This window comes from Pseudomonas sp. TH06 (genome assembly GCF_016651305.1).
Taxonomy (GTDB): domain Bacteria; phylum Pseudomonadota; class Gammaproteobacteria; order Pseudomonadales; family Pseudomonadaceae; genus Aquipseudomonas.
Window position 1 is genome coordinate 5,086,843 of record NZ_JAEKEC010000001.1, and the last position, 26,075, is coordinate 5,112,917.

Annotated in this window: 21 protein-coding genes and 3 tRNA genes; 12 read left to right on the forward strand and 12 right to left on the reverse strand. The window is 58.0% G+C overall.

Annotated features, from left to right (window positions below; genetic code table 11):
- Nucleotides 1-4 precede the first annotated feature (4 nt).
- Nucleotides 5-463: a GNAT family N-acetyltransferase gene (locus tag JFT86_RS22585; RefSeq protein ID WP_201233589.1), complete on the forward strand. Its 459-nt coding sequence runs from the start codon at nt 5-7 to the stop codon at nt 461-463.
- A 115-nt stretch (nt 464-578) separates the two neighbouring features.
- Here JFT86_RS22585 and JFT86_RS22590 read toward each other — a convergent pair whose 3' ends face one another.
- Nucleotides 579-2,783, reverse strand: a complete 2,205-nt coding sequence (locus JFT86_RS22590) for an OsmC domain/YcaO domain-containing protein (protein WP_201238394.1) — start codon at nt 2,781-2,783, stop codon at nt 579-581.
- Nucleotides 2,784-3,081: 298 nt separating this feature from the next.
- Between JFT86_RS22590 and JFT86_RS22595 the strand changes: the two genes are divergently transcribed.
- Nucleotides 3,082-5,727, forward strand: coding sequence for an EAL domain-containing protein (locus JFT86_RS22595; protein WP_201238395.1), 2,646 nt, complete (start codon nt 3,082-3,084; stop codon nt 5,725-5,727).
- Between the two features lie 30 nt (nt 5,728-5,757).
- On the opposite strand, the gene JFT86_RS22600 is transcribed toward JFT86_RS22595, so the two are convergent.
- Nucleotides 5,758-5,973 (reverse strand): hypothetical protein, encoded by a 216-nt coding sequence (locus JFT86_RS22600; RefSeq protein WP_201238396.1) that lies wholly within the window; start codon nt 5,971-5,973, stop codon nt 5,758-5,760.
- 165 nt (nt 5,974-6,138) lie between these two features.
- Between JFT86_RS22600 and JFT86_RS22605 the strand changes: the two genes are divergently transcribed.
- From JFT86_RS22605 to sseB, 3 genes are all read left to right on the forward strand, one after another.
- Entirely contained in the window at nt 6,139-6,963 is an 825-nt protein-coding gene (locus JFT86_RS22605) for a suppressor of fused domain protein (RefSeq protein WP_201238397.1), read from the forward strand.
- Nucleotides 6,964-7,123: 160 nt separating this feature from the next.
- Complete coding sequence (locus JFT86_RS22610; RefSeq protein ID WP_201238398.1) at nt 7,124-9,253, forward strand: TonB-dependent receptor; 2,130 nt, start codon at nt 7,124-7,126, stop codon at nt 9,251-9,253.
- A gap of 164 nt (nt 9,254-9,417) precedes the next feature.
- Complete coding sequence (gene sseB / locus JFT86_RS22615; protein ID WP_201238399.1) at nt 9,418-10,218, forward strand: enhanced serine sensitivity protein SseB; 801 nt, start codon at nt 9,418-9,420, stop codon at nt 10,216-10,218.
- A 36-nt stretch (nt 10,219-10,254) separates the two neighbouring features.
- Here sseB and JFT86_RS22620 read toward each other — a convergent pair whose 3' ends face one another.
- The 9 genes from JFT86_RS22620 to JFT86_RS22660 form a co-directional block, all read right to left on the reverse strand.
- Nucleotides 10,255-10,650, reverse strand: coding sequence for a GFA family protein (locus tag JFT86_RS22620; protein ID WP_201233593.1), 396 nt, complete (start codon nt 10,648-10,650; stop codon nt 10,255-10,257).
- 266 nt (nt 10,651-10,916) lie between these two features.
- Nucleotides 10,917-11,003 (reverse strand) — tRNA-Leu (locus JFT86_RS22625).
- Between the two features lie 195 nt (nt 11,004-11,198).
- A tRNA-Cys gene (locus tag JFT86_RS22630) sits at nt 11,199-11,272 on the reverse strand.
- Between the two features lie 45 nt (nt 11,273-11,317).
- Nucleotides 11,318-11,393 (reverse strand) — tRNA-Gly (locus JFT86_RS22635).
- Nucleotides 11,394-11,453: 60 nt separating this feature from the next.
- On the reverse strand, nt 11,454-12,014 hold the full coding sequence (pgsA, locus tag JFT86_RS22640) for a CDP-diacylglycerol--glycerol-3-phosphate 3-phosphatidyltransferase (RefSeq protein ID WP_008080159.1): 561 nt from the start codon (nt 12,012-12,014) through the stop codon (nt 11,454-11,456).
- A 32-nt stretch (nt 12,015-12,046) separates the two neighbouring features.
- Complete coding sequence (gene uvrC, locus JFT86_RS22645) at nt 12,047-13,870, reverse strand: excinuclease ABC subunit UvrC (protein ID WP_201238400.1); 1,824 nt, start codon at nt 13,868-13,870, stop codon at nt 12,047-12,049.
- A gap of 2 nt (nt 13,871-13,872) precedes the next feature.
- Nucleotides 13,873-14,514, reverse strand: a complete 642-nt coding sequence (gene uvrY / locus JFT86_RS22650) for a UvrY/SirA/GacA family response regulator transcription factor (RefSeq protein WP_016984198.1) — start codon at nt 14,512-14,514, stop codon at nt 13,873-13,875.
- A 127-nt stretch (nt 14,515-14,641) separates the two neighbouring features.
- Nucleotides 14,642-15,085, reverse strand: coding sequence for a GNAT family N-acetyltransferase (locus tag JFT86_RS22655; RefSeq protein ID WP_201238401.1), 444 nt, complete (start codon nt 15,083-15,085; stop codon nt 14,642-14,644).
- A complete protein-coding gene (locus tag JFT86_RS22660; protein WP_201238402.1) occupies nt 15,086-15,844 on the reverse strand; it encodes a carbon-nitrogen hydrolase family protein in 759 nt (252 codons plus the stop codon).
- 618 nt (nt 15,845-16,462) lie between these two features.
- Here JFT86_RS22660 and JFT86_RS22665 point away from each other — a divergent pair.
- The gene (locus JFT86_RS22665; protein ID WP_201238403.1) at nt 16,463-17,539 is read left to right on the forward strand and encodes a 3-deoxy-7-phosphoheptulonate synthase; all 1,077 of its coding nucleotides are present in this window, start codon (nt 16,463-16,465) and stop codon (nt 17,537-17,539) included.
- Between the two features lie 55 nt (nt 17,540-17,594).
- Here JFT86_RS22665 and JFT86_RS22670 read toward each other — a convergent pair whose 3' ends face one another.
- Entirely contained in the window at nt 17,595-18,674 is a 1,080-nt protein-coding gene (locus JFT86_RS22670; protein ID WP_201233597.1) for a hypothetical protein, read from the reverse strand.
- A 334-nt stretch (nt 18,675-19,008) separates the two neighbouring features.
- Between JFT86_RS22670 and JFT86_RS22675 the strand changes: the two genes are divergently transcribed.
- The 6 genes from JFT86_RS22675 to JFT86_RS22700 all read left to right on the forward strand — a co-directional run bounded on the left by JFT86_RS22675 (nt 19,009) and on the right by JFT86_RS22700 (nt 25,925).
- On the forward strand, nt 19,009-19,878 hold the full coding sequence (locus tag JFT86_RS22675) for a triacylglycerol lipase (RefSeq protein WP_201238646.1): 870 nt from the start codon (nt 19,009-19,011) through the stop codon (nt 19,876-19,878).
- A gap of 96 nt (nt 19,879-19,974) precedes the next feature.
- On the forward strand, nt 19,975-20,256 hold the full coding sequence (locus JFT86_RS22680; RefSeq protein ID WP_007912303.1) for a peptidylprolyl isomerase: 282 nt from the start codon (nt 19,975-19,977) through the stop codon (nt 20,254-20,256).
- Between the two features lie 133 nt (nt 20,257-20,389).
- The gene (locus JFT86_RS22685; protein WP_201238404.1) at nt 20,390-22,258 is read left to right on the forward strand and encodes an extracellular solute-binding protein; all 1,869 of its coding nucleotides are present in this window, start codon (nt 20,390-20,392) and stop codon (nt 22,256-22,258) included.
- The gene (locus JFT86_RS22690) at nt 22,258-23,319 is read left to right on the forward strand and encodes a microcin C ABC transporter permease YejB (RefSeq protein WP_201238405.1); all 1,062 of its coding nucleotides are present in this window, start codon (nt 22,258-22,260) and stop codon (nt 23,317-23,319) included. Before JFT86_RS22685 ends, JFT86_RS22690 begins: the two co-directional genes overlap by 1 nt.
- A complete protein-coding gene (locus tag JFT86_RS22695) occupies nt 23,319-24,341 on the forward strand; it encodes an ABC transporter permease (RefSeq protein ID WP_201238406.1) in 1,023 nt (340 codons plus the stop codon). The genes JFT86_RS22690 and JFT86_RS22695 overlap by 1 nt, the downstream gene beginning before the upstream one ends.
- 9 nt (nt 24,342-24,350) lie before the next feature.
- Nucleotides 24,351-25,925 carry an ABC transporter ATP-binding protein gene (locus tag JFT86_RS22700; protein WP_201238407.1) on the forward strand — a complete coding sequence of 525 codons (1,575 nt, stop codon included), beginning with the start codon at nt 24,351-24,353 and terminating at the stop codon, nt 25,923-25,925.
- Nucleotides 25,926-26,075 lie beyond the last annotated feature (150 nt).

Sequence of the window (26,075 nt, forward strand, 5' to 3'; positions counted from 1 at the left end):
ACCAATGACTCAACAGATTCGACTCGCATCCGACTTCGATGCCCAAGCCATAAGCCAAGTGATTGTCGCTACTTTGCGTGAATCCAATGCTCACGACTATTCGCCGGAAATCATCGGTCAGGTGGAGAAAAGCTTCTCTCCTGCGGCGATCCTGCAGTTGTTGAATCAGCGTCGGGTGTTTGTGGCGACAATCGATCAGCACGTCGTTGCAACGGCCAGTCTTGATCGAGATGTGGTTAGAAGCGTGTTTGTTGCTCCGTGCCATCAAGGCGCCGGAATCGGCAAAAAGCTGATGGAGACCCTTGAGTCAATCGCCATCAAGGAAGGCCTACAGCGCCTGCGAGTGCCCTCTTCCATTACCGCCGAAGCCTTTTATGCCTCGTTCGGTTTCGAGAAAATCCGCGATGAGTTTCAGGGTGCCGAACGCACGATCGTCATGGAGAAACCGCTGAGCCGGTCGTGACGACACGCAGAACTGTGGCGAGGGAGCTTGCTCCCGCTGGACTGTGAAGCAGGCCCTCTCTTTTAAAACAAGGGCTGCTGCGCGCCCCGGAGAGAGCAAGTTCCCTCGCTACAGGTTATTGCATTGAACCCACGACTTTAGCCCGCGCCGAATGCAGCTTCTTGTAGCTCTCGATCAAGCGCAAATGTCGATCCAGACCTTCAAGTTTCAGGCTGGTCGGGGTCAAACCATGGAAACGTACGCTACCGTTTACCGAACCAATGGCCGCGTCCATGCGCTCGTCGCCGAACATGCGGCGGAAGTTCGTTTCGTAGTCGGCCAGTTGCAGATCCTCGTCCAGTTCCATCTCCAGCACCACGTTCACTGCCTGGTAGAACAAACCGCGTTCGACGGTGTTGTCGTTGTATTGCAGGAAGGCTTCGACCAGGTCTTTCGCCTGATCGTACTTCTGCAAGGCGAGGTAAATCAGCAGGCGCAGTTCGAGAATGGTCAGCTTGCCCCACGGCGTGTTGTCGTCGAACTCGATGCCGATCAGCGTGGTGATCTCGGTGTAATCGTCCAGCTCGCTGTTTTCCAGGCCCTGGGCGAGGTTACGCAAGCCGACTTTGCTCAAGCTGTGCAGGTTGAGGATGTCGGCGCGAAATTGCAGCGCTTTGTTGGTGTTGTCCCAGATCAAGTCGTCGACCGGATAGATTTCCGAGTAGTCCGGCACCAGAATCCGGCAAGCCTTGGCACCGATGTGCTCATAGACCGCCATGTAGACTTCTTTGCCCATGTCTTCGAGGATGCCGAACAGGGTTGCGGCTTCTTCGGCGTTGGAGTCTTCGCCTTGACCGGAGAAGTCCCACTCGACGAATTCGAAGTCCGCTTTGGCACTGAAGAAACGCCACGACACCACACCGCTGGAGTCAATGAAGTGCTCGACGAAGTTGTTCGGCTCAGTCACCGCCTGGCCCGAGAAAGTCGGTTGTGGCAAGTCGTTCAGACCTTCGAAGCTGCGACCCTGCAACAGTTCGGTCAGGCTACGCTCCAGCGCCACTTCCAGGCTTGGGTGCGCGCCAAACGAGGCGAACACACCGCCAGTTCGCGGGTTCATCAGCGTGACGCACATCACCGGGAATTCACCGCCCAGCGACGCATCCTTGACCAGCACCGGGAAGCCTTGCTCTTCCAGACCCTTGATACCGGCCAGAATGCTCGGATACTTCTCCAGCACTGCCTGCGGCACATCCGGAAGCGCCATTTCACCTTCGAGGATTTCGCGTTTGACCGCACGCTCGAAGATTTCCGACAGGCACTGCACCTGAGCTTCGGCCAGCGTGTTGCCAGCGCTCATACCGTTGCTGAGGTACAGGTTTTCGATCAGGTTGGACGGGAAGTACACCACTTCATTGTCGGACTGGCGCACAAACGGCAGCGAGCAGATGCCCCGTTGGATGTTGCCGGAGTTGGTGTCGTACAGATGCGAGCCGAGCAGCTCGCCGTCACGGTTGTAAATGCCGAGGCAGTATTCGTCGAGGATCTCGCTTGGCAGCGCGTCTTTCGGCCCAGGCTTGAACCAGCGCTCGTCCGGGTAATGCACGAACTCTGCGTTGGCGATCTCTTCGCCCCAGAACTGATCGTTGTAGAAGAAGTTGCAGTTCAGCCGCTCGATGAACTCGCCCAGCGCCGAGGCCAGCGCGCCCTCTTTGGTCGCGCCCTTGCCGTTGGTGAAGCACATTGGCGAGTGCGCATCGCGGATATGCAGCGACCACACGTTGGGCACGATGTTGCGCCACGACGCGATTTCGATCTTCATGCCCAGGTCGGCGAGAATCCCCGACATATTGGCGATGGTCTGCTCCAGCGGCAGGTCTTTGCCGGCGATGTAAGTTCCCGCTTCCGATGTCGAATGCGGCATCAACAAGGCCTGGGCGTCGGCGTCGAGATTTTCGACTTCCTCGATGATGAACTCGGGACCGGTCTGCACGACCTTCTTCACCGTACAACGGTCGATGGAGCGCAGGATACCCAGACGGTCCTTTTCCGAGATGTCCGCCGGCAGTTCGACCTGGATCTTGAAGATCTGGTTGTAGCGGTTTTCCGGATCGACAATGTTGTTCTGCGACAGACGAATGTTTTCGGTGGGGATGTTGCGCGTGTCGCAGTACAACTTCACAAAGTAAGCCGCGCACAAGGCCGACGATGCCAGGAAGTAATCGAACGGACCCGGTGCCGAGCCATCGCCCTTGTAGCGAATAGGCTGATCGGCGATCACCGTGAAGTCGTCGAACTTGGCTTCAAGTCGAAGATTGTCGAGAAAGTTGACCTTGATTTCCATGCGGGATTACCAGAATACGGCTAAACGAATGGCGGCCATTATCCGGTTTTTGAGCGGGAAGTCTTGTGCTTTCGGGAATCGCCGCTGACCGGCGATGCTGGGGCCAAGGGCCGCAGATCCATGCCCGCAGCGAGTTTTGCGGGTCAGTCGTCACTTGTTGCAAACACGCCAAGGCAAAGACTCGAAGGGTTCACTACGCTTCTACAGATTCGGATCAGTGCAATGGCGAAAAAGAATCTGAACCTTGCGCTCGCGCCACTGTTCCAGATTCAGAAGACTGCGGATCAAGGACGAGCGAATGGAAATTTCCAGTTATGCGGCGCCTGCTCCCCCTCGGCAAAGCGCTGTCACCCGCCGCCTGGCGGTCGCCGTCGGCGCGCTTTTCGTCACCGGCGTGATTGCCGCGACCGGCGCCTTGCTCGGCATCGCCAACCGGCTCGACAACGATGAAATCAACAAAACCAGATTCTTTTCGGCGCGCGCCCTGGAAAACCGCATCAGCGAATCAAAAAACTACATCACCAGTTACGCAAACTGGACCACGGCGTATGAACACCTGAGCGATCAGGTCGACACGAACTGGGCCTATACCGAGCAAAATGTCGGCAAAACCCTGTTCACCACGGACGGCTATGACGGCGTTTTTGTGCTCGACCGCGAGCGGACCAAATACGCCGTAGTTCGTGGGCAAATGCTCGATACGGACATCTCGGCGTTTCTTGGGGCCAGCGCCGCGTCGCTGCTGGATCAGGTGCAAAGCCAGAGCGACATAACCCAGGCCGTCAGCAGCTACTCACTGTTCGAGGGCTGGCCGGCGCTGGTCTCGGCGGCGGCGATCCTGCCCAACGATGAGCGGCCACTGGACGCTGCGCAGAAAACCTCAGTGTTGGTGTTCGTCGAAAAGCTCACGCCGACCAAGCTGCGCAAGATCGGCAGCGGTTATGGCTTGAACAACCTGACCCTCGCGCCGGATGAAACCCTTGATCCGGCCCGGCCCCGGATAGCGCTGGACAACACCGGTTACAGCCTGATCGCCGATCTGGAACGGCCGGGGCAACAGCTGTTGTGGTCCTTGTTGCCGCCCCTTGGCGCAACAATGGTGGTGCTGATGCTGCTGACCGCGTACTTCTTCCGCCACGCCTTGCGTTCATCGCAATACGTCGACAAAAGCTTTGAAGTGATGCAGAACTCGAACCTTGCACTGGAAAGCGCCAACCGTGGACTTGAAGCCAGTGAAGAACGTTTTCGCGCGGTGGCGGAAGCTGCTTCGGACTGGATCTGGGAGATTGATCGGGATCTGGCGCTGACTTATCTGTCCGCGCGATTCAGTGAAGTGACCGGTTATCCGCAAGCCTTTTGGCTCGGTCAAGACATCGGCCAACTGCTGTTTTGCGACACCACCCCCTTGGAACTGTGGCTGAAAAAGCTCTCCGAAGAAGGCCCGGCCAGCGATCTGCGTTGCACCTACCGCGACCACTGCGATCAGCAGCGTCACTGTCGCCTCTCAGCGCGTCCGATCTTCGACAAGCATGCCGTCATCGGTTATCGCGGCACTGCCAGCGATATCACCGACGAAGTCGCCGCCCATGCGCAGATCCAGCACCTGTCCATGCACGACGCCCTGACAGGCCTGCCCAACCGCAACAAACTGGCGCGCTATCTGGATGATGCGCTGATGCTGCGCGAGCATGCGCCAGCGTTGTCCCTGTTGGTGATCGATCTGGACAATTTCAAACCGATCAACGACTCGCTCGGGCATCCGGCCGGTGATGCAGTGTTGCAGGAAGTTGCCGTGCGCCTGCGTGAATGCACTCGCGACAACGACATCGTCGCCCGGCTCGGCGGCGATGAATTCGTCGTGGTGCTCAATGGCATGGACAGCCACCACGAAATCGACAAGTTCTGCACACGCTTGATCGGCAGCCTGCACCAACCGGTGATTTTCGAAGATCATCCGCTGCACATCGGCGCCAGCATCGGCATCGCCCTCAGCCGCCACCATGGTTTCACCCCCAGCGAGCTGATCCGCTACGCCGATATCGCGCTGTATCAGGCCAAATCCGAGGGCAAGAACACCTGGTGTTATTTCGAAGCGCACATGAGCGATCAGATTCAGACGCGTCGGCAACTGGAAGACGATCTGCGCCATGCGCTCAAGCACAACGAATTCGTCCTGCACTATCAGCCGCGCTACAAGGTCGACGGCAAGCAGATTGTCTCGGTCGAGGCGCTGGTGCGCTGGCAACATCCATCCAGGGGCCTGCTCGGGCCGGACCTGTTTATCCCGCTGGCGGAGCAGACTGACCTGATCGTCCCGCTCGGGCGCTGGGTGTTGCGTGAAGCCTGCGAGACGGCGTTGACCTGGCCGGAAGATATTCTGCTGTCGGTCAATCTTTCCCCGGCGCAGTTTGCCGTGACCGACGTAGTTGAAGATGTCCGTGACGTGCTGATCGCTACGCGCTTTCCGGCAAGTCGCCTGGAACTGGAGATCACCGAAAACGTCATGCTCAACGATACCGACGGCGCACTGACCACCATGAACGCCCTTAAAGAACTCGGCGTGCGCCTGAACATGGATGACTTCGGGACCGGCTATTCATCGCTGGGTTATCTGCGCGCCTACCCCTTCGACGGGATCAAGATCGACAAGCGTTTCATCGCTTCGATCAGCAGCGGCGTCAATGACCGGGCGGTGGTGCAAGCCATCATCGGCCTGGGCAAAGCCATGGGCCTGACGGTCACCGCTGAAGGCGTCGAAACCGAAGAGCAACTGGATATTCTCGGCGCGGATCAATGCAATGAAGTGCAGGGCTACTTCATGAGCCGCCCGATCGACAAAACGGCGTTCGCGCACCTGTTGCACACGTCGAGAAGCGCGCAGCCGAAAAAGCCAAAACCGAAAAAAGACCGCTCCCGTAGCGGCCTTAATCTGGAGGGGTTGTAGTGCTGATCAAGCTGTATGTTCATGGGTTTTTCAGCGAAGTGTCTGATCCGCCTCGCCCCGGAACACACTACCGGCATCCCGTACCAATTGCCGCCATTCAGCGCTGGTGATCAGTCCCTGCTCTTCCATTTCATCGGCAGCCTTCAGTAACTCGTCGTACTGCTGCTCCGGGTCCATCCGCAGTTGCGACTGCGTCGCCAATTTGCGCCATGCCGCCAGTGATTCTTTCTTGCGCTGATCGAACATAGGGTTTTCTCGTGAAGGACTCCCCTTGGTAGAAAGACGTGCACACACGGAGGTTCAGCGCAGTCGACGGGTGGAGTCTGCACCTGCGATCTTCCTCCCGCATCCGACGCTCTGTATGATTCGGCACCCACTCGATGCTGCACGCCAGACCCGCAAGGAACGCGCATGAAGTTCTTCAAAAAGCTGTTCAATTCAGCAAAAAAAAACCCCCTCCAAGCCCCGGAACAGCCCGAAGAACTTATCGAGTCGTTCGGATATGACGACCTGAGCGAGGCCGAGAAAGCCAACATGGCCGAGCGAGAAGCCAGCCAGAAAGCCCTGGACCGGCATTGGAATGCTGTCGGCACCAGCGAAAAAGACGTCCTTGGCTACATGATCAGTCCGAGTTTCATGGGCGGTCCCGACTGGCCATCGACCCGGCAAGCCTACCGCGTGGTACGTCGTGGTGACTCGATCATCCTCGCCACCGAAGGCATGTCAGACCCGTTCGATGGCGCCGAAGGTCTGGGCAATGGTTTCGAGATGGAACTGTTCATCGAAACATCGGACATCCCCAATCATGCACTCGGCGCGCCGGGTGACGTTGACCCGTTCAGACGCAGTTGGGCATTCGAGCTGTTGAAGCACCTCGCGGCCGAGGTCGCGCACGCTGGCGGGCTCATCCATCGGCTGGAGAAATACGGTTCGATGTCTTACGAAATCCCGGGATTCAGCAAATCGGATTACATGAGCGAGCAACTGCCCGCGCATTTCGTCACCGCCGACGACATGACCGGCATGGTGATTGGCGCCCCCGAACCGGACTTCCCGACCCGAATCGATGACATGCCCTTGTCACCGGTCAAACTGGTCTGCGTGACATTGATTACCGCCGCCGAACTCGAATACATCCGTACCGGTGGGCAAAATGCGCGCAATGATCTGGTCGCGCGCTTGAAAGACGCAGGTGTCGGGCATATCAGCCGGCTCAATCGCGCCAGTGTGGTGTGACAGGGGCATTGCTCAGCCGCGAGAGAACGTTTGCCGCCGTGCAGTGAGTTGACTGCGCCCCTCGGTATTAGCGGTATAAAAGCAAATTCCCATGTGTTTCCTTCGTTCTTTCTTACGTCGCAATGTTCATTGCCCGTCCCTGTCTGTCTGGAGTTTCTCGATGCCCGCGCCCAAATCCCTGCCCACCGCGTTGTTGGGGCTGGCCCTTGCCTGTCCGGCCATGGCCGAGACTCAAGGTATGGAACTGGGGCAAGTATTGATTTCAGCCGAGGATCGCAGCGGCACGGACGCAGCCGTCGAGGACGCCAAGTCCCGACTCGAGCGAGTACCCGGCGGCACCAACGTGGTCGATATGCGCCAGCCGTTGCAGGGCCGCGTGGCAAGCAATCAGGATGTGCTGGCCTATCAGCCGGGGGTTTACGCGCAATCGGCGGGCAACGAAGGCGTGAAGATTTCAATTCGCGGCTCGGGCATCAACCGGGCGCCGGGCGCTCATGCTTCGGGGCTGTACACGATGCTCGACGGCTTGCCGCTGACCGGCCCCGGCGGCACGCCCTACGAATTGCTCGAGCCGTTGTGGATCGACCATGTGGAAGTGCTGCGCGGTGCCAACGGCTTTGATCGTGGCTCTCTGGCCTTGGGCGGCGCTATTGATTACGTCAGCCACACCGGCTACGACGCGCCAAAACTGCAAGTGCGTTACGCGACCGGCAGCCATGGTTATCAGCAGCGTCAGGTCAGTTCCGGGCAGGTGCTGGGCGACTTCGATTACTACGTGTCGCTGACCGATTCGAACGCCGACGGTTATCAGGATCACACCGCCAGCAAGAGCCAGGGCGTGATCGCCAACTTCGGTTATCGCTTCAACCCGAACCTGGAAACGCGCTTCTATATTCGTTATCGCCAGACCGACAACGACCTCGCCGGACGCGTGACCAAGCACTCCATCGAACACGATCCGCGCGCGGCCAACCCGGCTTATGTATCGCGCGACGACAGCCGCAAACAACCGGGCAGCACTTTCATCGGCAACAAAACCACGTTCTACATCGACGACGATTCGAGCATCCAGACCGGCCTCGTCTATCACGACTATCCGATGGACCTGCGCGAAGGCCCCAACCGTTTGAAGGTGGCCTACACCGATGTCAGCGGCACCTTCGACTACAAGCGCCGCGATACTTTGTGGGGCATGGAAAGCCGCAGCAATGTCGGCCTGCGCGTGACCAAACATTTGCCCAATGACGGCGCGAGCGAACTGGTGCGCATCCCTACTGCGCCCAACACATCGGGATACGCGCCCGGCACACACATGCGCAACTTCACTTATCAGGGCTCGGACACTGTCCTGCATTTCGGCAACGATCTGGAAATCGCCGATGACCTGTGGCTGACCACCGGCCTCGCCGCCATTTACACCCGTCGCGAAAGCGCCGTCACCTACCCGCAAGGCGGTGGCAAAACCAGCATGAACGACTGGGACTACGCCCCTCGCCTCGGCCTGCGCTATCAGGTAACGCCTGATCTGCAGGTGTTTGGCAATCTCAGCCGCTCGGTCGAAGCCCCGCACCCGTGGTCGTTGATCTACAGCTCCAACGTGCGTTTCCCGACCGGCAGCGGTGCGGCGACCGGCACCCAGCGCGACCCGATCAAACTGCAAAACCAGACCGCCACCACCCTCGAACTTGGCGGGCGCGGCGACAGCGCATTCGGCGAATGGAGCCTGGCCTGGTATTACGCGCAAGTGCGTCACGAATTGCTTTCGGTGCTGCCGGATGCCAACGCGGTCACGCCTTATGAGCTCAACGCCAGCCCCACCGTGCACCAAGGCGTCGAAGCCAGCCTCAACAGCAAACTCTGGTCAGCCGATGACGGCCGCCAGTTGAGTCTGCGTCAGGCGTATACCTTCAGCGATTTCCACTACCGCGATGATGATCGCTTCGGTGACAACCGCCTGCCGGGGTTACCGATGCACTACTACCAGGGCGAACTGCGCTACGACTGGCCGCTAGGGTTCTTTGCGGCGGTGAATACCCAACTGGTGTCGAAAGTTGCCGTGGATTACGCCAATAGCTACTACGCCGATCCATATGCGCTGTTTGGTGGAACATTGGGTTACAACGCCCCGAAGGGTGACTGGCAGACCTGGCTGGACCTGCGCAATCTGACCAACAAACATTATGCGGCTACGGTGACACCGGGGTATGACGACAAAGGGCTGGATGCCGCGCGGTCTACGCCGGGGGAAGGAATGGGGGTTTATCTCGGGGTTTCGTGGAGTTTGCTCTGAGGTCACCGGAGTCATGGGCGGTAATACGCACTTTGCACGGAGTAAAAGATTGCTTGAGCAGTAAAGGCCTGATGGCTTCCTGGCCATTCAGATCGTGCTGAGTACCGTCCGGCCTGACATTATAAAAAACCATCACAGTCGAGAATTCATGGCGGAGTAGACGAATGGACATCACGCATCACCAGCAGGAAAACCCACTGGAGCAATCGCTCAGACTGGCCGCCGACGAGCCTGCCCATCGGCCTGAGTTCTTCCGGACCTTGCTGAGCTCTGCGGTTTACGTTCTCGGCTCGACTGGCACTGTGGACGGCGCAGTGGATCTGGAGTCGGGCAGCAAAGTCAGCATCGCGCATTGGGAAAAACCGGACGGGACTTCTGTGATTCCGTTTTTTTCATCACTGCAGACGCTTCAGAAGTCGATAGACAGCGAGGAGTCCTACATCGAGCTGCCAGCCAGATCCTTGTTCGAAATGACACAAGGCGCCCACCTCTTCCTGAATCCGAAATCGCCTTATGGAAAAGAGTTCTTCCCGGAAGAAGTGCGAAATCTGCTGTCCGATCAAGTTGGCCAAAAGGCGACAGTCCGCACAGTAGAAAAAGAAACCCAAGTGCTGCTCGGGCAACCGGCCCAGTACCCGTCGAAGATGGTGCAGTCACTGACGCAATTACTGGGCAGACATCGCAACGTAACGCGCGCGTTTCTTGCGCTGATGCACGACACGTCGGTTGACGAAAAACCGCATCTGATCGTGGGGATCGAGGCTGACGGTGATATTGAACGGGTCTTGCGCGAGGCAGGCAATGTCGCGGGAGATACCGCCCCTGACGGTGAGCCGGTAGACCTCTTTCGCGTGTCTGCGAACGAATCAGGACTTAGTGCTTATTTCCTTAAAGAGACGACACCGTTCTATGAACGCAAACAAGCGAGCAAGTGGCGTTCGATCTTTGGTTTTGGCAAAGACTGATGGAGCCCGCGCAGCCTGGCCCCGGTAAAGTCACCGTTACCGGCCGGGCTGCCACTGTGAATACCTGGGGAGCCCTTCCCCGTCCAGCCAGGCGACGTCATGCTCGGTCCAGATGTGGTACTCAGCTCTGGCGCGAGGATCTTCGTCCAACGTGGCAACTCGTAAGATCATTGCGGCTGAGCCAACTCGCTCAGCCGCGAGATGCGATCCGCAGTGGGAGCAGAAGTGTCGGATCTTCCCCGGAGATGATTCGAAAGCCCTTAGCGCGGCAAGCCCCTGAGTCCACCTGAAGTGTTTTCTCAGAACTCCCGCTGTGGAGACATACGCCGCCGCATGGGTCTTGCGGCAAGTCGTGCAATGACAATGGCTGATTGGCATATCGATGCTGTCGATCTCGTAACCTACAGTTCCACAGGCGCAGCTTCCTTTCATTCATCCTCCCGGTTTTGTCACAGCTTGAACGCAGGTCGGCATCGTACGCCAAAGCGCGCGAGTCAATACAGCCGGTAAATGAAAGGCGGAATCCAGCGGTGACATCATTCAGGCCAGAGACCAACCTGGACATATCAGCGTGATGATGGCCGAACGATATGTTCGCAATTGCAAGGACAAGAAAGCGATGCCAACGAAAAGAATTCGTGGACCGGAAACAAACAAGGGTTTGCATCAGCTTTCGCCCGCAAACCCTTGATTTTAGATGGTGCCCGAAGCCGGAATCGAACCGGCACGCCCTTACGAGCGGGGGATTTTAAGTCCCATGCGTCTACCAGTTTCGCCATTCGGGCGGTAGCGCGGTGTTGCTCTGTTGAACTGCCGAGTCGTAATCCTCACAGGATCAGGCTCTAGTGGCAGTGCGGGAAATATATACATCACTCCCCGGTGAAGCAAGTTCGCAATGGCCGATTTTCAAGACTAAATCTTGCAGCGCACTGGAAATAAAAAAGCTCCGTAAATCATGGATCTACGGAGCTTGTTTATAGTGGAGGCCGAGGTCGGAATCGAACCGGCGTAGGTGGATTTGCAATCCACTGCATAACCATTTTGCTACTCGGCCTCAAAGTATTTGCTGTCAGTAGCACAACAACAAAAACGTACAACTTGGAGCGGGAAACGAGACTCGAACTCGCGACCCCGACCTTGGCAAGGTCGTGCTCTACCAACTGAGCTATTCCCGCTTGGTGTGGCGCATTCTATAGATTTCAGAAGCCCCGTCAACCCTTTGATTCAAAAAAGTTTTATTTCTTTTCAACATCGGTTTTCAGATGTGGCCAGGCGGCACGAAGGTATTGAACCATCGACCACAAAGTCAGACCCGCCGACACCATCAACAAGGCGTAACCCAGCACAACCCAGAAACTGAAATCCCTTGGATTCGCCAGGAGAATCACCAGCGCGAGCATCTGCGCAGCGGTTTTCCACTTTCCGAGGTTTGAAACGGCTACATGGGCACGGGCACCGAGTTCGGCCATCCACTCGCGCAATGCCGATACGACAATCTCGCGACCGATGATGACGGCAGCAGGCAATGTGAGCCAAAGATTGCCGTGCTCTTGCACCAACAGTACCAAGGCAACCGCAACCATGAGTTTGTCGGCGACCGGATCAAGGAACGCTCCGAAAGGAGTGCTTTGTTCAAGACGGCGGGCGAGATAACCGTCCAGCCAATCCGTGGCTGCCGCAAAGGCAAACACCGAGGCGGAGGCCATGTAGCTCCACTGATAAGGCAGATAGAACAACAAAATGAAGATCGGGATGAGCAGGACACGTAGAACGGTAATCAGATTAGGGATATTCATCGGCACAACTGGCTACGAGGTGAAGGGGCATTCTACTCGCTATGCAGGTTTGCATAAATCGACTCTGCGAGCTTTTTACTGATCCCCGGGGCTTTGGCGATCTCTTCGATGCTTGCACGAGACAGCTCCTGCAATCCACCGAAATGTTTCAACAAGTCGCGACGGCGGGTCGGTCCAACGCCGGCAACGCCTTCCAGGGTTGACGTCCGACGGGTTTTGCCGCGACGGGCCCGGTGTCCGGTAATTGCAAAACGGTGGGCCTCATCGCGAATCTGCTGGATCAGATGCAGCGCCGGGGAGTCACCGCGCAAAGTGAACTCGTGCGCCGCATCATTCAGATACAAAGTTTCAAAACCGGCTTTGCGGGTCGCACCCTTGGCGACACCCAGCAAGATCAGGTCCGGCACTGCCAGTTCGTTGAGCACATCACGGGCCATCGACAGCTGACCCTTGCCGCCGTCGACCAAGAGGATATCCGGCAACTTGCCCTCGCCGTCCTTGAGTTTGCTGAAGCGGCGCGTCAGGGCCTGATGCATGGCGGCATAGTCATCCCCCGCGGTGACACCCTCGATGTTGTAGCGACGGTAGTCCGACTTGATTGCACCTTCCGGACCAAACACCACGCAGGACGCGACCGTTGCCTCACCACTGGAGTGACTGATGTCGTAGCACTCCAGTCGTTGCGGAGGCTCGTCCAGCTTCAATACTTCAGCCAAGGCTTCAAATCGTGCCGCGGTGTGCTGGCGGTTGGCCAGCCGCGCGCCTAACGCTTGTTCCGCATTGGTGACCGCCAGTTGTTGCCAACGCGCTCGCGTGCCTCGCACCCGATGACTGATGGCCAGTTCGCGGCCGCGCAATGTGTGAATCGCTTCGATCAACGTCGGGAAATCCTCATGCACGACGTTGACAATCAGTTCGCTCGGCAAGTCTCGTTCCGGACTGCTGATGAAGTATTGGCCAAGGAACGCGGCCATGACTTCCGATACATCCTCTTCGATGCCGACTTGCGGAAAGAAGTTTTTGCTACCCAGTACTCGTCCACCACGGACACTGATCAAATGCACGCAGGCACCACCCGGGTTGACGAATGCAGCGATGACGTCGATATCGCCAGTGCCGCCCTCCATGCTTTGTTGATCCTGAACGCGGCGCAACAATGCGATCTGATCCCGCAACTCGGCGGCACGCTCGAACTCCAGGTTGATCGCCGCCTCTTCCATCGCGGTGGACAGCTCATTGGTCAATGCGTGACTGCGCCCCTCTAGAAACATCACCGAGTGACGCACGTCTTCGGCATAAACCTCAGGCTCGACCAGCCCGACGCAAGGCGCCTTGCAACGCTTGATCTGATATTGCAGGCATGGGCGGGTTCGATTCTTGTAATAACTGTCTTCACACTGACGGACGAAAAACGTCTTTTGCAGCAGGCTCAGACTTTCACGGATGGCACCCGCGCTCGGATAAGGCCCGAAATACTTGCCTTTGGCTTTTTTCGCCCCGCGATGGATGCTGAGGCGCGGAAACTGTCCGTCCGAAAGAAAAACATAAGGATAGGATTTATCGTCGCGCAACAGGATGTTGTACGGCGGCCGCCATTCCTTGATCAGCGTTTGCTCAAGCAGCAGCGCTTCGGTTTCGTTGGCGGTAATGGTTGTTTCGACCTGAGCAATACGACCGACCAACGCAGCGGTTTTCGGCGCCAGCCCGGTCTTGCGAAAGTAGCTCGCCAGGCGTTTCTTGAGGTTCTTGGCCTTGCCGACATACAAAAGACGCGCATCGCTGTCGAACATGCGATACACGCCGGGGCGCCCGCTGACAGTCGACAGGAAGGCGCTGGAATCGAATGTTTCAGTCATGGTCAGAGGCTGGCATCAACCATGCCGTGACGAACCGCCAACAGTGTCAACTCGACATCGCTGCTGATCGAAAGCTTCTCGAAAATGCGGTAGCGATAGGTGTTCACGGTTTTTGGCGACAAACACAACTTGTCGGAAATGATCTGTACCTTCTGGCAGCCGACAATCATCAATGCGATCTGGATTTCTCGCTCGGACAACGCGTCGAACGGTGAATCGTTGGACGGCTGAAAGGACTTGATCGCCAACTGCTGAGCAATCTGCGGGCTGATATAACGCTGCCCGGCAAACACCAGCCGAATGGCCTGCACCATCTCCGGCAACCCTGCACCCTTGGTCAGATAACCCGCGGCGCCTGCCTGCAGCAAGCGCGTAGGAAAAGGATCTTCCTCGCACACCGTAACCGCGACCACCTTGATGTCAGGATGACTGCGCAGCAGTTTACGCGTGGCTTCCAGGCCGCCGATGCCAGGCATCTTGACGTCCATCAGGACCACATCGGGTTTCAACTCTCGGGCCTTGATCAGGGATTCTTCCCCGGACTCGGCCTGGCCCACTACCTGCAAGCCATCAATATCGGCCAGCATCCGTGTAATGCCTGTACGAACGAGATCATGGTCATCGACCACTAGCACCCTAATCAAGCAGACACCTCGCGATATGGTCTTATTGGGATGCCGGACACCTTAGCAAAAAGTGCCCGACAGACCTAGCGGCAAGCAGCATTTAAAAAGTTTCAATTCATCATCGAAGGCTTGCCGGCCGTGGGTTTCAGAGCACAGGTGTACTGATATCCAGCTGCATTCGCAGGAAACACTCGTCCTCGCCTTGTATGTGTAGTCCTTTTCTTTCATACAAATGTTTCGCCGGATTATCTTCGAACACTGTCAGGCGTAAAGCCGGCCGCCGCTCTACATTAGCCATAGCGATAACCTGATCTAGCGCCCAGGAACCCGCGCCCTGCCGCTGAAAGGCTTGAGCAATCTGTAGTTCACGAATGTACATCGCCCGCCTGTCCCGGCTGAGACTGAAAAAACCTATCGCCACATCATCACGCAATATCAGCCAGTTCTCGCGGCCCGACCAGGCTATGTCGAATGCTTCGTCCTGCCACAACAGATCATGGTGAATGTAGTAACGCAGCATGTTTTGACAAGTGAGATTGCGTGAAAATGTCAGATTCTCTGACGTCGCCTGCCGCAACTGGAATGTCATTCAGTCCACCATCACAGGAACGACCCGCCCCTGCCACGCTCCGGCGTCGCGTTGGGCAACCAGCAAAAGGTCACCCGCCCCCGGCGCAGAAACGATCAATGAACCGCTTTCGGACCATATCGCGCTGCGCCCTGCCGACTGGCATCCGCCGGTAAGACCTGCGTGGTTGGCCATCAACACAGCCATCGTGTGTTGCCGCGCATAACCCTGAAGCAGCGCGGTGTCTGCCGTGTATCCTTTTTCGCTGATCAATACGCCTGCTGCGTACAGGTCAACCCCTTGTTCAGCCGCCACTGCCGCATGACTGGCGTGGGAAAAATCGGCGCAGACCGCCAGCGCGACCCTGTGATTGCCGATGTCCAGGATCGGCCCTCCGAGCCCCGAAGCGAAAACAAGCTCCTCGCCCGAATGCAGATGCTGTTTGCTGTACACCCCGAGCGAACCCTCGGCCCCCAGGACCAGAGCACCAATCAACACTCCAGGATGATTTTTCAACCGAACAGGCATGCCGACGACAGTCGTTACCCCGAACTCACGGGCGACATCGCGCAGCGGTTGAAGGACTGCGTCTTGCGGGTCGATGGCCAATGCGGCGGCCGCCTCGCCTTCATAGCCGGTCAGGGACAATTCCGGAAAAACCAGCAACTGCACGCCCTGCCCCGCCGCGACTTCGATGAAGCGCATATGCCGGGCAATATTGGCTGCAAGATCAGCGGCAATGGAACTTGCCTGAGCAGCGGCAATGGTCAGTGTCGACATGAATCATCCTTGGTCATCAGGCAAAGTGCCGAGTGTGTCACAACTGTTGCTGCGCTCAAGCAATAGGCGTTTTGTTACTCACGCGATAGCAATTTCTGATTGCTGAGGCGCATCGGCCTCTAGTAAGCTCGGCGCATTCATCGGAGACAGACCATGTTCAACGCCCCTTCACAGCTTGTTACCGCCAGCGCCCTGCGCTCGGTTGCGGCTGCCCGGGTGAACGACGTTTGCGCTCCGGTCAGCTTTTATTTTGGGTATTGGTTTAGCCACTGGCGCGCCTGATACCCACACGGCGCCCATAAAAACGGGTCGCCTACCAGAGATTTCTCAACCCCCGGTCGGCTTCCCGATCGGGGGTTTTGTTTTTTCAGGCCCCAAACTTTTTCGCAACACACCAGACACTTTGAGGATTCACCCAATGAACTACGCCACTTATTACCGTTACGACAGCTTTAGCGCCTGGCGATTTACCAGCCTCCGCTCGGGACAGCCTGCCGCCTCCGATCGGTCACCCACAGGTGGCAAACACACCCATGTAGCCAATACGGCCAATTGTCGAACACCCCAGTAGGGCTGAGCGAGCGGGAACAACCCGCCGCCTGCCCAGGAAGACCGAATATGAACTCGTCCGTTTCTGCTCTGCCGCTGTCCACCCTGAACTCCGCCAACGAAGCGCTGACCCTGCGTCTGCCCAGCTCGTTGCAACTCAAACAGCAGTTGCCACTGAGCAACGCCTTGAGCCACCAAGTCGCCGCACACCGCCACGCGGTCCGCGCGATCCTCAACGGTGAAGACCAGCGCCTGCTGGTAATCGTCGGCCCTTGCTCCATCCACGATCCTCAGTCCGCCCTCGAGTACGCTGGCAAGCTCGCCCGACTGGCTGAAGCCGTCAGCGGGGAGATGCTCCTGGTGATGCGTGCCTATGTCGAAAAACCGCGCACCACTGTCGGCTGGAAAGGTCTGGCCTACGACCCGCACCTGGATGGCAGTGATGACATGGCAGGCGGCCTGACACTGTCCCGCGAGCTGATGCTGGAAATGATCCGCCTCGGCTTGCCAGTGGCCACCGAACTGTTGCAACCGATGGCAGCAGGTTACTTCAATGACCTTCTCAGTTGGGTTGCCATTGGTGCACGTACCACCGAATCACAAATACATCGTGAAATGGCCAGCGGCCTGAGCATGCCGGTGGGCTTCAAGAACGGTACCGACGGCGGAGCGACCGTTGCTGTCGACGCCATGCGTTCGGCAGCCCATCCACATCGGCATTTCGGGGTTGATAGTCAGGGACATCCGGCGATTATTCAGACGCCAGGCAACCCGGACACTCACCTGGTGTTACGCGGCGGCCACCACGGATCGAACCATGATCGCGAGAGCGTGGCGAGAATCAACGCTGACCTGAACCGATTGAAAATCCCTAGCCGCATCATGGTCGATTGCAGTCACGCCAACAGCGGCAAGGATCCACTGCGCCAGCCGGGAGTCTTCAACGAGGTTCTGGAGCAACGCCTGCAGGGTGATCGCTCACTGATCGGCATGATGGTGGAGTCTCATCTGTTCGAAGGCTGTCAGCCGCTGAGTGCATCACTGCGCTACGGCGTTTCGATTACCGATGGTTGCCTTGGTTTCAGCGCAACGGAGCAACTTCTGCTCAAGGCGGCGCAACGTCTTGGCGCGCGTACCAGAGACTGATCGCAGTGCCCACCCTCCGGCTCAAAAGAAAACCGGAGGATGGGCCAGGTTCAACCTACGCCTCTACCCGCACCTGTGTCGCCGCAGACACCTGACTGACATCGTCCAACCGCTCTACCGTGTAGGAAACACGTACGGTCGATCCCTGGTGCTCGTGCCAGAAGCGCTGAGGGACGATAAAAATCAGCGGTTTCCCTGCGGTTTCCCGAGTGATGTCGCGATCATCCCTGTGGCTGAAGAAATCACCGTCACACTTGAGGTAGACCAACTCACCCTCCTGCGTCCGGGCATTGCCGATCACCACGGTTACGCCATCAATTGAATCTTCTGCTACCAGCACGCCATCTTCAGCCTCAAGCACATCGGGAGCGGCCAGCTCACTCTGCAAGAACGGGGCGATGAGGACTCTCGCAGACTCGGACTCGCGAACCGCACCATTCGCTTGCTCGACTCGGTAGCGAACCGTCACCTCGCCATCGAGGTGCGCGACGACGTACTCGGCAGGTACCCAGAATGACAGGACTTCTGCGACAGCAAAGGTCTCGACCTTCAGCCGATCGCTGAACGATAACGGCGATGCCTCTCCCGACCACATCAACGACACCTGGTCACCTACGGCCATTTTGCCGTACGGCTGGAGCGTGATGAGTACACCTTTCACCACCCGCGCCGGATCCAGCGTCCCGCCGACTGCACCTTCGATTTGCGGAGCAAGCAACTGCGCACGCGTATCTCCCACAGTCAATTGCAGGGGCGCAGACAATACGGGCTCGGCCAGACCCGCGCTGGCAAGCGTCCAGTAGATATCCAGAGCGCCGCCGTCCAAAGCGGCAACGTGCATGCCTTTGATCACGAAAATGACGTCTTTGCCAACCTGAGCCTCGCTGACATAGCGAACCTTTTCATGCTGGTAAACGAAGCCCTCGATATCCAGGCCCTCCCAGCTCAGCAACAACCGATCGCCACACGCCATATTCGTATAAGGGGCAATACGAACAACCACCTGGCTCAGCGCAGGATCGAGCACATCGCCTTCCAGTGAGTCGAGTGTCGCGGCAGGCAACAACTGTTGGGTTGTAGAAGGACTGACAGGGTGGCGCATTCGGTAGCAAAACTCGATTTCATGCGTGTTCATTCGTGGCTCCACTCCTTGGACAAAACGCTGCCTCATGACGGCGTCGACAACCCACATTGAACGCGATTGGTGGTGCATTCGATATCAGCCCGATACGCCGGAGACATGGCGCAAAGGCTACGAGCGCAGTAGGCAACCAACGCAAAATCGACTCGCTTCAGGCGGAAGACGGCTAGAACTTCCGATTCGGACTTCACATGTATCCGAAAATTCATACAACCCCTAGTCCATATTCAACGGGCAAGTGAAGCCTCTTCGTACTTCTTCAGCGGGACGGGTGTTTTAGATTGGCCCACAGATTTCCCCGATGAACTTCTGCGAAAAAGGTAAGAACATGCAACGGAATGCTACAACTCGTTATCCCGTGCTTTTGGTACACGGCCTGTTCGGATTCGAGCGTATCGGCCATTTCGAGCTGTTTCATGAGGTCAAGGACGCTCTGAAAACAGCAGGTAGCCGAGTGTTTGTTCCCCATCTCTCCGCCACTCACGACAACGAAGTAAGAGGTGAGCAACTACTGAAGCAAATCGAAAGCGTCCTGCGAGGCACAGGCGCCAGCAAAGTCAACCTTATCGGCCACAGCCAAGGAGCATTGTCTGCCCGCTATGCTGCGGCGCTTGCGCCACACGCCGTAGCGTCGGTGACATCGGTCAGCGGCCCCAACCACGGTTCGGAACTGGCTGACTTCCTGCGCAAGGCGCTGGTGCCCGACCGATTGCCGGAAGTTGTGGCGCAAAACGTGGCGACGCTGTTCGCTGATTTCATTTCTCTGCTCAGCGGAGGGGGCACACTGCCGCAGAACGCATTGGCGGCACTCAATGCATTGACAACCGAGGGGGTGGGCGCCTTCAACGACAGGTTTCCTCAAGGTCTTCCTCCCACGTGGGGCGGGCAAGGCGCCGCACAGGTCAATGGTGTGCGCTATTACTCCTGGAGCGGCGTCCTGCCGGCAACACACCTGCCATCATTCGACCCGATTCAAAATGCCTGCCAGGCGCTTTCGCAATATTTCATGACCGAAGGAGATCAGAATGACGGCTTCGTCGGGCGCTTCAGCTCGCATTTAGGCCAAGTGATCCGTTCCGACTATCCGCTGGACCACCTGAGCACTTTGCGCCGCAGTGCCAGCACCGTCGCCAGCCTGCTCGACCCCATTGCGCTTTACGTCGAACATGCCGCTCGCCTGCGCGCAGTGAATCTCTGAACAGGCTGCTGACAAACGAACGGAACTTTGCCGAGAATTCGCCCACTGAATCCGGTAGGCTCCGCACTTTACTGAAATAGATTGGAGAGTTTTCCCATGGCTAAAGCCACTGCCCGCCACATCCTGGTTTCCAGCGAAGACAAGTGCAACGAACTCAAGGCCCAGATCGAAGGCGGCGCTGATTTCGCCGAAGTCGCCAAGGCCAACTCCACCTGCCCGTCCAGCCGTCAGGGTGGCGATCTGGGCTCGTTCGGTCCTGGCCAGATGGTCAAGGAATTCGACACCGTGGTGTTCAGCGCGCCAATCAACGTCGTGCAAGGCCCGGTGAAGACCCAGTTCGGTTATCACCTGCTGGAAGTCACCAGCCGTCAGGACTGATCCGTCGCCTGATTGCTGTGCCAACGGCCCGCCTTTCGGTGGGCCGTTGTGTTTCAGCAACACATACGACTGGCGACTGGCGCGCCTCTCGCGTACAACTTGCGCATATCGACGAACCGTTCCAAGGCTGACAATGCGACTGGTTTTCCCCACATTGATGCTCACCGCCCTCGCCCTGCTGTCGGGCGCCGCCGGTGTGAACGCCGCACCGCAACATGCGTTGACCGTGTATGGCGAACCTGCCAAATACCCTGCGGGCTTCAGTCACTTCGACTACACCAATCCGCAAGCCCCCAAGGGCGGGACGATGCGCCGCTCGGCGATTGAAATCGGTCACTTCGACCACGTGCTTCCTTATATAGACAAAGGCATCGGCGTCACCCAGATCGACGGCCTGCTGTATTCGCCGCTGGCCCAGCGTTCGATGGACGAGCCTTACACCGTCTACGGCCTGGTTGCACAGAAGATGGAGCGCTCGGACGACGGTCTGTCGCTGCGTTTCTTCATCAATCCCAAGGCCCGCTTCGCTGATGGCAAACCGATCACCGCCGAAGATGTGCGCTACACCTACGACCTGTTGATGACCCAGGGCAGCCTGCGTTATCGCACCCAGTTTGCCGACGTCAAAGGCGTCGAAGTGGAAGCGCCGCTGACCGTGCGTTTCGATTTCAAAAGCAACGAAAACCGCACCCTGCCACTCGATATCGCGACCCTGCCGGTATTCCCCGAACACTGGTGGAAGAGCCGCGATTTCGCTGGCGGCGGTGGCTACGAACCGCCACTGGGCAGTGGCCCCTATCGCGTCGGCAAAGTCGATTCGGGGCGCAGTATCACGTTCGAACGCAACCCTGACTGGTGGGGCAAGGATTTGCCCGTAAGCCGCGGCCTCTATAATTTCGACCACTTCAGCATCGAATACTTCGGCGACACCGATGTTGCGCGACAAGTGCTGCGCGGCGGTGCCTATGACTACAACCGTGAGTTCTCCGCCACCGGTTATTCGATCGGCTATGACAGCCCCGCCCTGAGCGATGGGCGTCTGCAAAAAGCCCACTTGGCCACCGAAGCACCGCAATCGGCGCAAGGCTTCGTGTTCAACCTGCAAAAACCGATGTTCCAGGATCGTCGCGTACGCCAGGCACTGGCGATGCTGTGGGATTTCGAGTGGAGCAACCGGCAGATGATGCGCAACCTGTACATCCGCCAGCAAAGCTATTTCTCCAACAGCGATCTCGCGGCGCGGGAATTGCCTGATGCGCAAGAGCTGAAAATTCTTCAGCCACTGCGCGGACAGATTCCCGAGGAAGTCTTCACAAAAGTCTTCGAGGCGCCGAAAACCGATGGCAGCGGACTGATCCGCGACAAACAGTTGCAGGCCCTTGAACTGCTTGAACAGGCCGGCTGGAAACCGGATGGCGATCAACTGGTAAATGCCGAGGGCGAGCCGCTGAGTTTCACCTTCCTGGTCAGCCAGAACGGCATGGACCGGCTGTTGCTGCCATACAAACGCACATTGAAACAGATCGGCATCGACCTCAATATTCGCCGGATCGACTCCTCGCAATACGTCAACCGCTTGATGAGCCGCGACTACGACATGATCGTCACCGGTTATCCCGTCACCACCTCCCCGGGCGGCGAATTGCTTAACTACTTCGGATCGGCGTCAGCCAACGACCCTGGTGCCAACAATTACATGGTGCTGAAAAACCCGGCGGTCGACACCTTGATCAATGGCCTGATCCGCGCCTCGACCCAATCCGATATGCTGCACTACGCTCACGCGCTGGACCGGGTGTTGCAATGGAACTACTACTGGATTCCCAATTACTACCCGCCGGGTACCTCGACAGTCTGGTGGAACCGTTTCGGCATTCCGTCGGTGCAGGCGAGCAATGACGAAGCCATCGAGAGCTGGTGGGAAATCAGCAGCACGGCCCTGACCAATCAGCAGATGACTGCGGAAAAAATCGCCCGTGGCAGACCCGGAGGGCCACGCTGATGTGGGGTTACATACTACGGCGCCTGCTGCTGATCATTCCGACGCTGGTGATCATACTGCTGGTCAATTTCGTCATCATTCAGGCGGCGCCCGGCGGCCCCGTCGAGCAGGCGATCGCGCACTTGCAAGGCATTGGCGGGACCAATGTCGGTGGCGGCTCAAGCGAAACCATGAGCGGCACCTCCCGCGCCAGCCGTGGCCTCGATCCGCAACTGATCAAGGACATCGAAAAACAGTACGGCTTCGATAAACCGGCCCATGAACGCCTGTGGCTGATGCTCAAGAACTATGCCCACCTGGATTTCGGCAAAAGCTTCTTCCGCGGTGCGACGGTCACCGACCTGATCCTTGAAAAAATGCCGGTGACCATTTCCCTCGGTCTCTGGGCGACGCTGATTACCTATCTGGTCTCGATCCCGCTGGGCATTCGCAAAGCCGTGCATCACGGCAGTCATTTTGATATCTGGAGCAGCACGGCGATCATCATCGGCTACGCAATGCCGGCGTTCCTGTTTGCGATGTTTCTGATCGTGGTGTTTGCCGGTGGCACTTCGCTGAACTGGTTCCCGGTACGCGGCCTGGTGTCGGACAACTTTGAATCACTGTCGACCCTGGGCAAGATCGCCGACTACTTCTGGCATCTGGTTTTACCGGTGACGGCACTGGTCATCGGCGGATTCGCGACACTGACCATCCTCACCAAGAACTCGTTTCTCAATGAAATCACCCGCCAATACGTCGTCACTGCCCGGGCGAAAGGCTTGAGCGAGCGTCGCGTCCTGTACGGGCATGTATTCCGCAACGCCATGCTGCTGGTGGTGTCGGGCATACCCCAGGCGTTCATCAGCGTGTTCTTTGCCGGCTCCCTGCTGATCGAAGTGATCTTCTCCCTCGATGGCCTCGGCCGCATGAGCTACGAAGCCGCCGTGTCGCGCGATTATCCGGTGGTGTTCGGTTCGCTGTTCATCTTTACCTTGTTCGGTTTGCTGATAAAACTGATCGGCGACCTGTGTTACACCCTCGTCGATCCGCGCATCGACTTCGCCGCGAGGAACGCCTGATGTTCAAGCTCTCGCCGTTGGGCCGCCGCCGCTTCGAACGTTTCAAGAAAAACCGCCGTGGCTGGTGGTCGTTGTGGCTGTTCATTGGACTGTTTGTCGTCACGCTGGGTGGCGAGTTGATTGCCAATGACAAGCCGTTGGTAGTCAGCTATCAGGGTCAATGGTATTTCCCGGTCTTCAAGCGCCACACCGAGCAGGAGTTCGGCGGGCAACTGCCGTTCCAGGCCGATTACCGCAGTGACTATGTGCAGAACCTGATCCGCAAGGACGGTGGCTGGCTGCTGTTCCCGCCGATTCCGTTCAGCGACGACACGCCGAACTATGACCTCAACAAACCGGCACCGAGTCCGCCGACTTCGGTCAACTGGCTGGGCACCGACGATCAGTCGCGGGATGTGTTGGCGCGGGTGATTTTCGGTGCGCGGGTATCGATTCTGTTTGCCTTGATGCTGACATTTGTCAGCGCCCTGATCGGCATCACGGCCGGTGCCTTGCAGGGCTATTACGGGGGTTGGGTCGACCTGATCGGGCAACGTCTGCTGGAGGTCTGGTCGGGGTTGCCGGTGCTCTATCTGCTGATCATTCTCTCCGGTTTCGTCGAGCCGAATTTCTGGTGGCTGCTGGGGATCATGGCGTTGTTTTCCTGGCTGGCCCTGGTCGACGTGGTGCGCGCCGAGTTCCTCCGCGGGCGCAATCTGGAATACGTCAAAGCTGCACGAGCCCTGGGTTTGACTGACCGCAAAGTGATTGTTCGGCACATCCTGCCAAACGCCATGAATGCCACGCTGAGTTACCTGCCGTTCATTCTGACCGGGGCCATTTCCACGCTTACGGCGCTGGACTTCCTCGGCTTCGGCATGCCCGCCGGCAGTGCTTCACTGGGCGAACTGATCGGCCAGGGCAAGCAGAACCTGCAAGCACCCTGGCTCGGGCTGACAGCGTTTTTCACTCTGGCGCTGATTCTTTCTTTACTGGTGTTCATCGGCGAAGCGTTGCGTGACGCCTTCGACCCCCGATCCTGAAGCGTGGCCATGACTGACAACCTGATTGAAATCCGAAATCTCAATGTTGCCTTCCATGGCCAAACCGTGGTCCGTGATCTGTGTCTGGATATCCGCGCCGGCGAGTGTCTGGCACTGGTCGGCGAGTCCGGTTCGGGCAAATCGGTAACGGCCCATTCGATTTTGCAATTGCTCCCCGACAGCGAGGCCCAAACCACCGGCAGCATTCGCTATCGCGGCCAGGAATTGGTCGGGGCTGAACCCAAGGTCTTGCGCGAACTGCGCGGTAATCGCATCGCCATGATCTTTCAAGAGCCGATGACCTCGCTCAATCCGTTGCACACCATCGAAAAGCAAATCGGTGAAACCCTGCTGCTGCACCGAGGCCTAGGTGGCAAGGCTGCGCAACAGCGGATTCTTGAGCTGCTCGACCTCGTCGGCATCCAGAAACCCAAGGAACGGCTCAAGGCGTATCCGCATCAACTGTCTGGCGGTCAACGGCAAAGGGTGATGATCGCCATGGCGCTGGCCTGCGAACCCGAATTGTTGATCGCCGACGAGCCGACCACAGCCCTCGATGTCACGGTGCAGCGCAAGATCCTGCTGCTGCTCAAATCCTTGCAACAACGTTTGGGCATGTCGCTGCTGCTGATTAGCCACGACCTTAATCTGGTGCGCAGCATTGCTCAGCGCGTCTGCGTGATGAAGGCCGGCGAGATCGTCGAGCAAGCGCCCTGCGAAATCTTGTTCACCGAGCCGAAACATCCTTACAGCTGCGTTCTGCTCAACGCCGAACCTGAGGGCGAAGCCCTGCCCCGGGATGAACGTGAGAATGTTCTGGAAGTAGAGGATCTGCGGGTTGAGTTCGTCGTCGGTGGCGGCCTGTTTCAACGCAAACAATACCTGCGCGCCGTGGATGGAATCAGCCTGAACATCCAGCGCGGCAAGACCCTGGGCATTGTCGGTGAGTCCGGTTCAGGCAAGTCGACGCTGGGCCAGGCAATCCTGCGCCTGCTGGATTCCGAAGGCAGCATCCGCTTCCAGGGCGAAGCACTCGATGGCCTCAACCAGAAACAGCTGCGCCCGTGGCGACGGCAGATGCAGGTGGTGTTTCAGGATCCGTTCGGCAGCCTCAGCCCACGGATGTCGGTGGCGCAGATCATCAGCGAAGGTCTGGAAGTGCATTGCGAATCGACCGCCGATGAATGCGATGAGCAAGTGATCCGCGTGCTGAAAGAAGTAGGCCTGGACCCGCAGAGCCGTCATCGCTACCCCCACGAGTTTTCCGGCGGACAGCGCCAACGCATCGCCATCGCCCGGGCGCTGGTACTGAAACCGGCGCTGATCCTGCTGGACGAACCGACCTCGGCACTCGACCGCACGGTGCAGAAACAAGTAGTCGCCCTGCTCCGCCAGCTTCAGGAAAAACACGGTTTGACCTATTTGTTCATCAGTCACGACCTCGCGGTGGTCCGCGCCTTGGCGCACGACATGATCGTGATCAAGGACGGCAAAGTGGTCGAGCGCGGTGCCAGTCATGACGTGTTTGAGGCGCCGCAGCATCCGTACACCAAAGAGCTGTTGGCGGCGGCGCATCCGGGGTAGGCATAATCTGCGCTCGATTTGAAACCGAGTCGCGGCCATCGCGAGCAGGCTCGCTCCCACAATGGATGGTGGTTCGCAGGTCTTGTGAACAACCGCGAGCCTTGTAGGAGCGAGCCTGCTCGCGAAAGGGCCAGCACTGGCGCCACATAA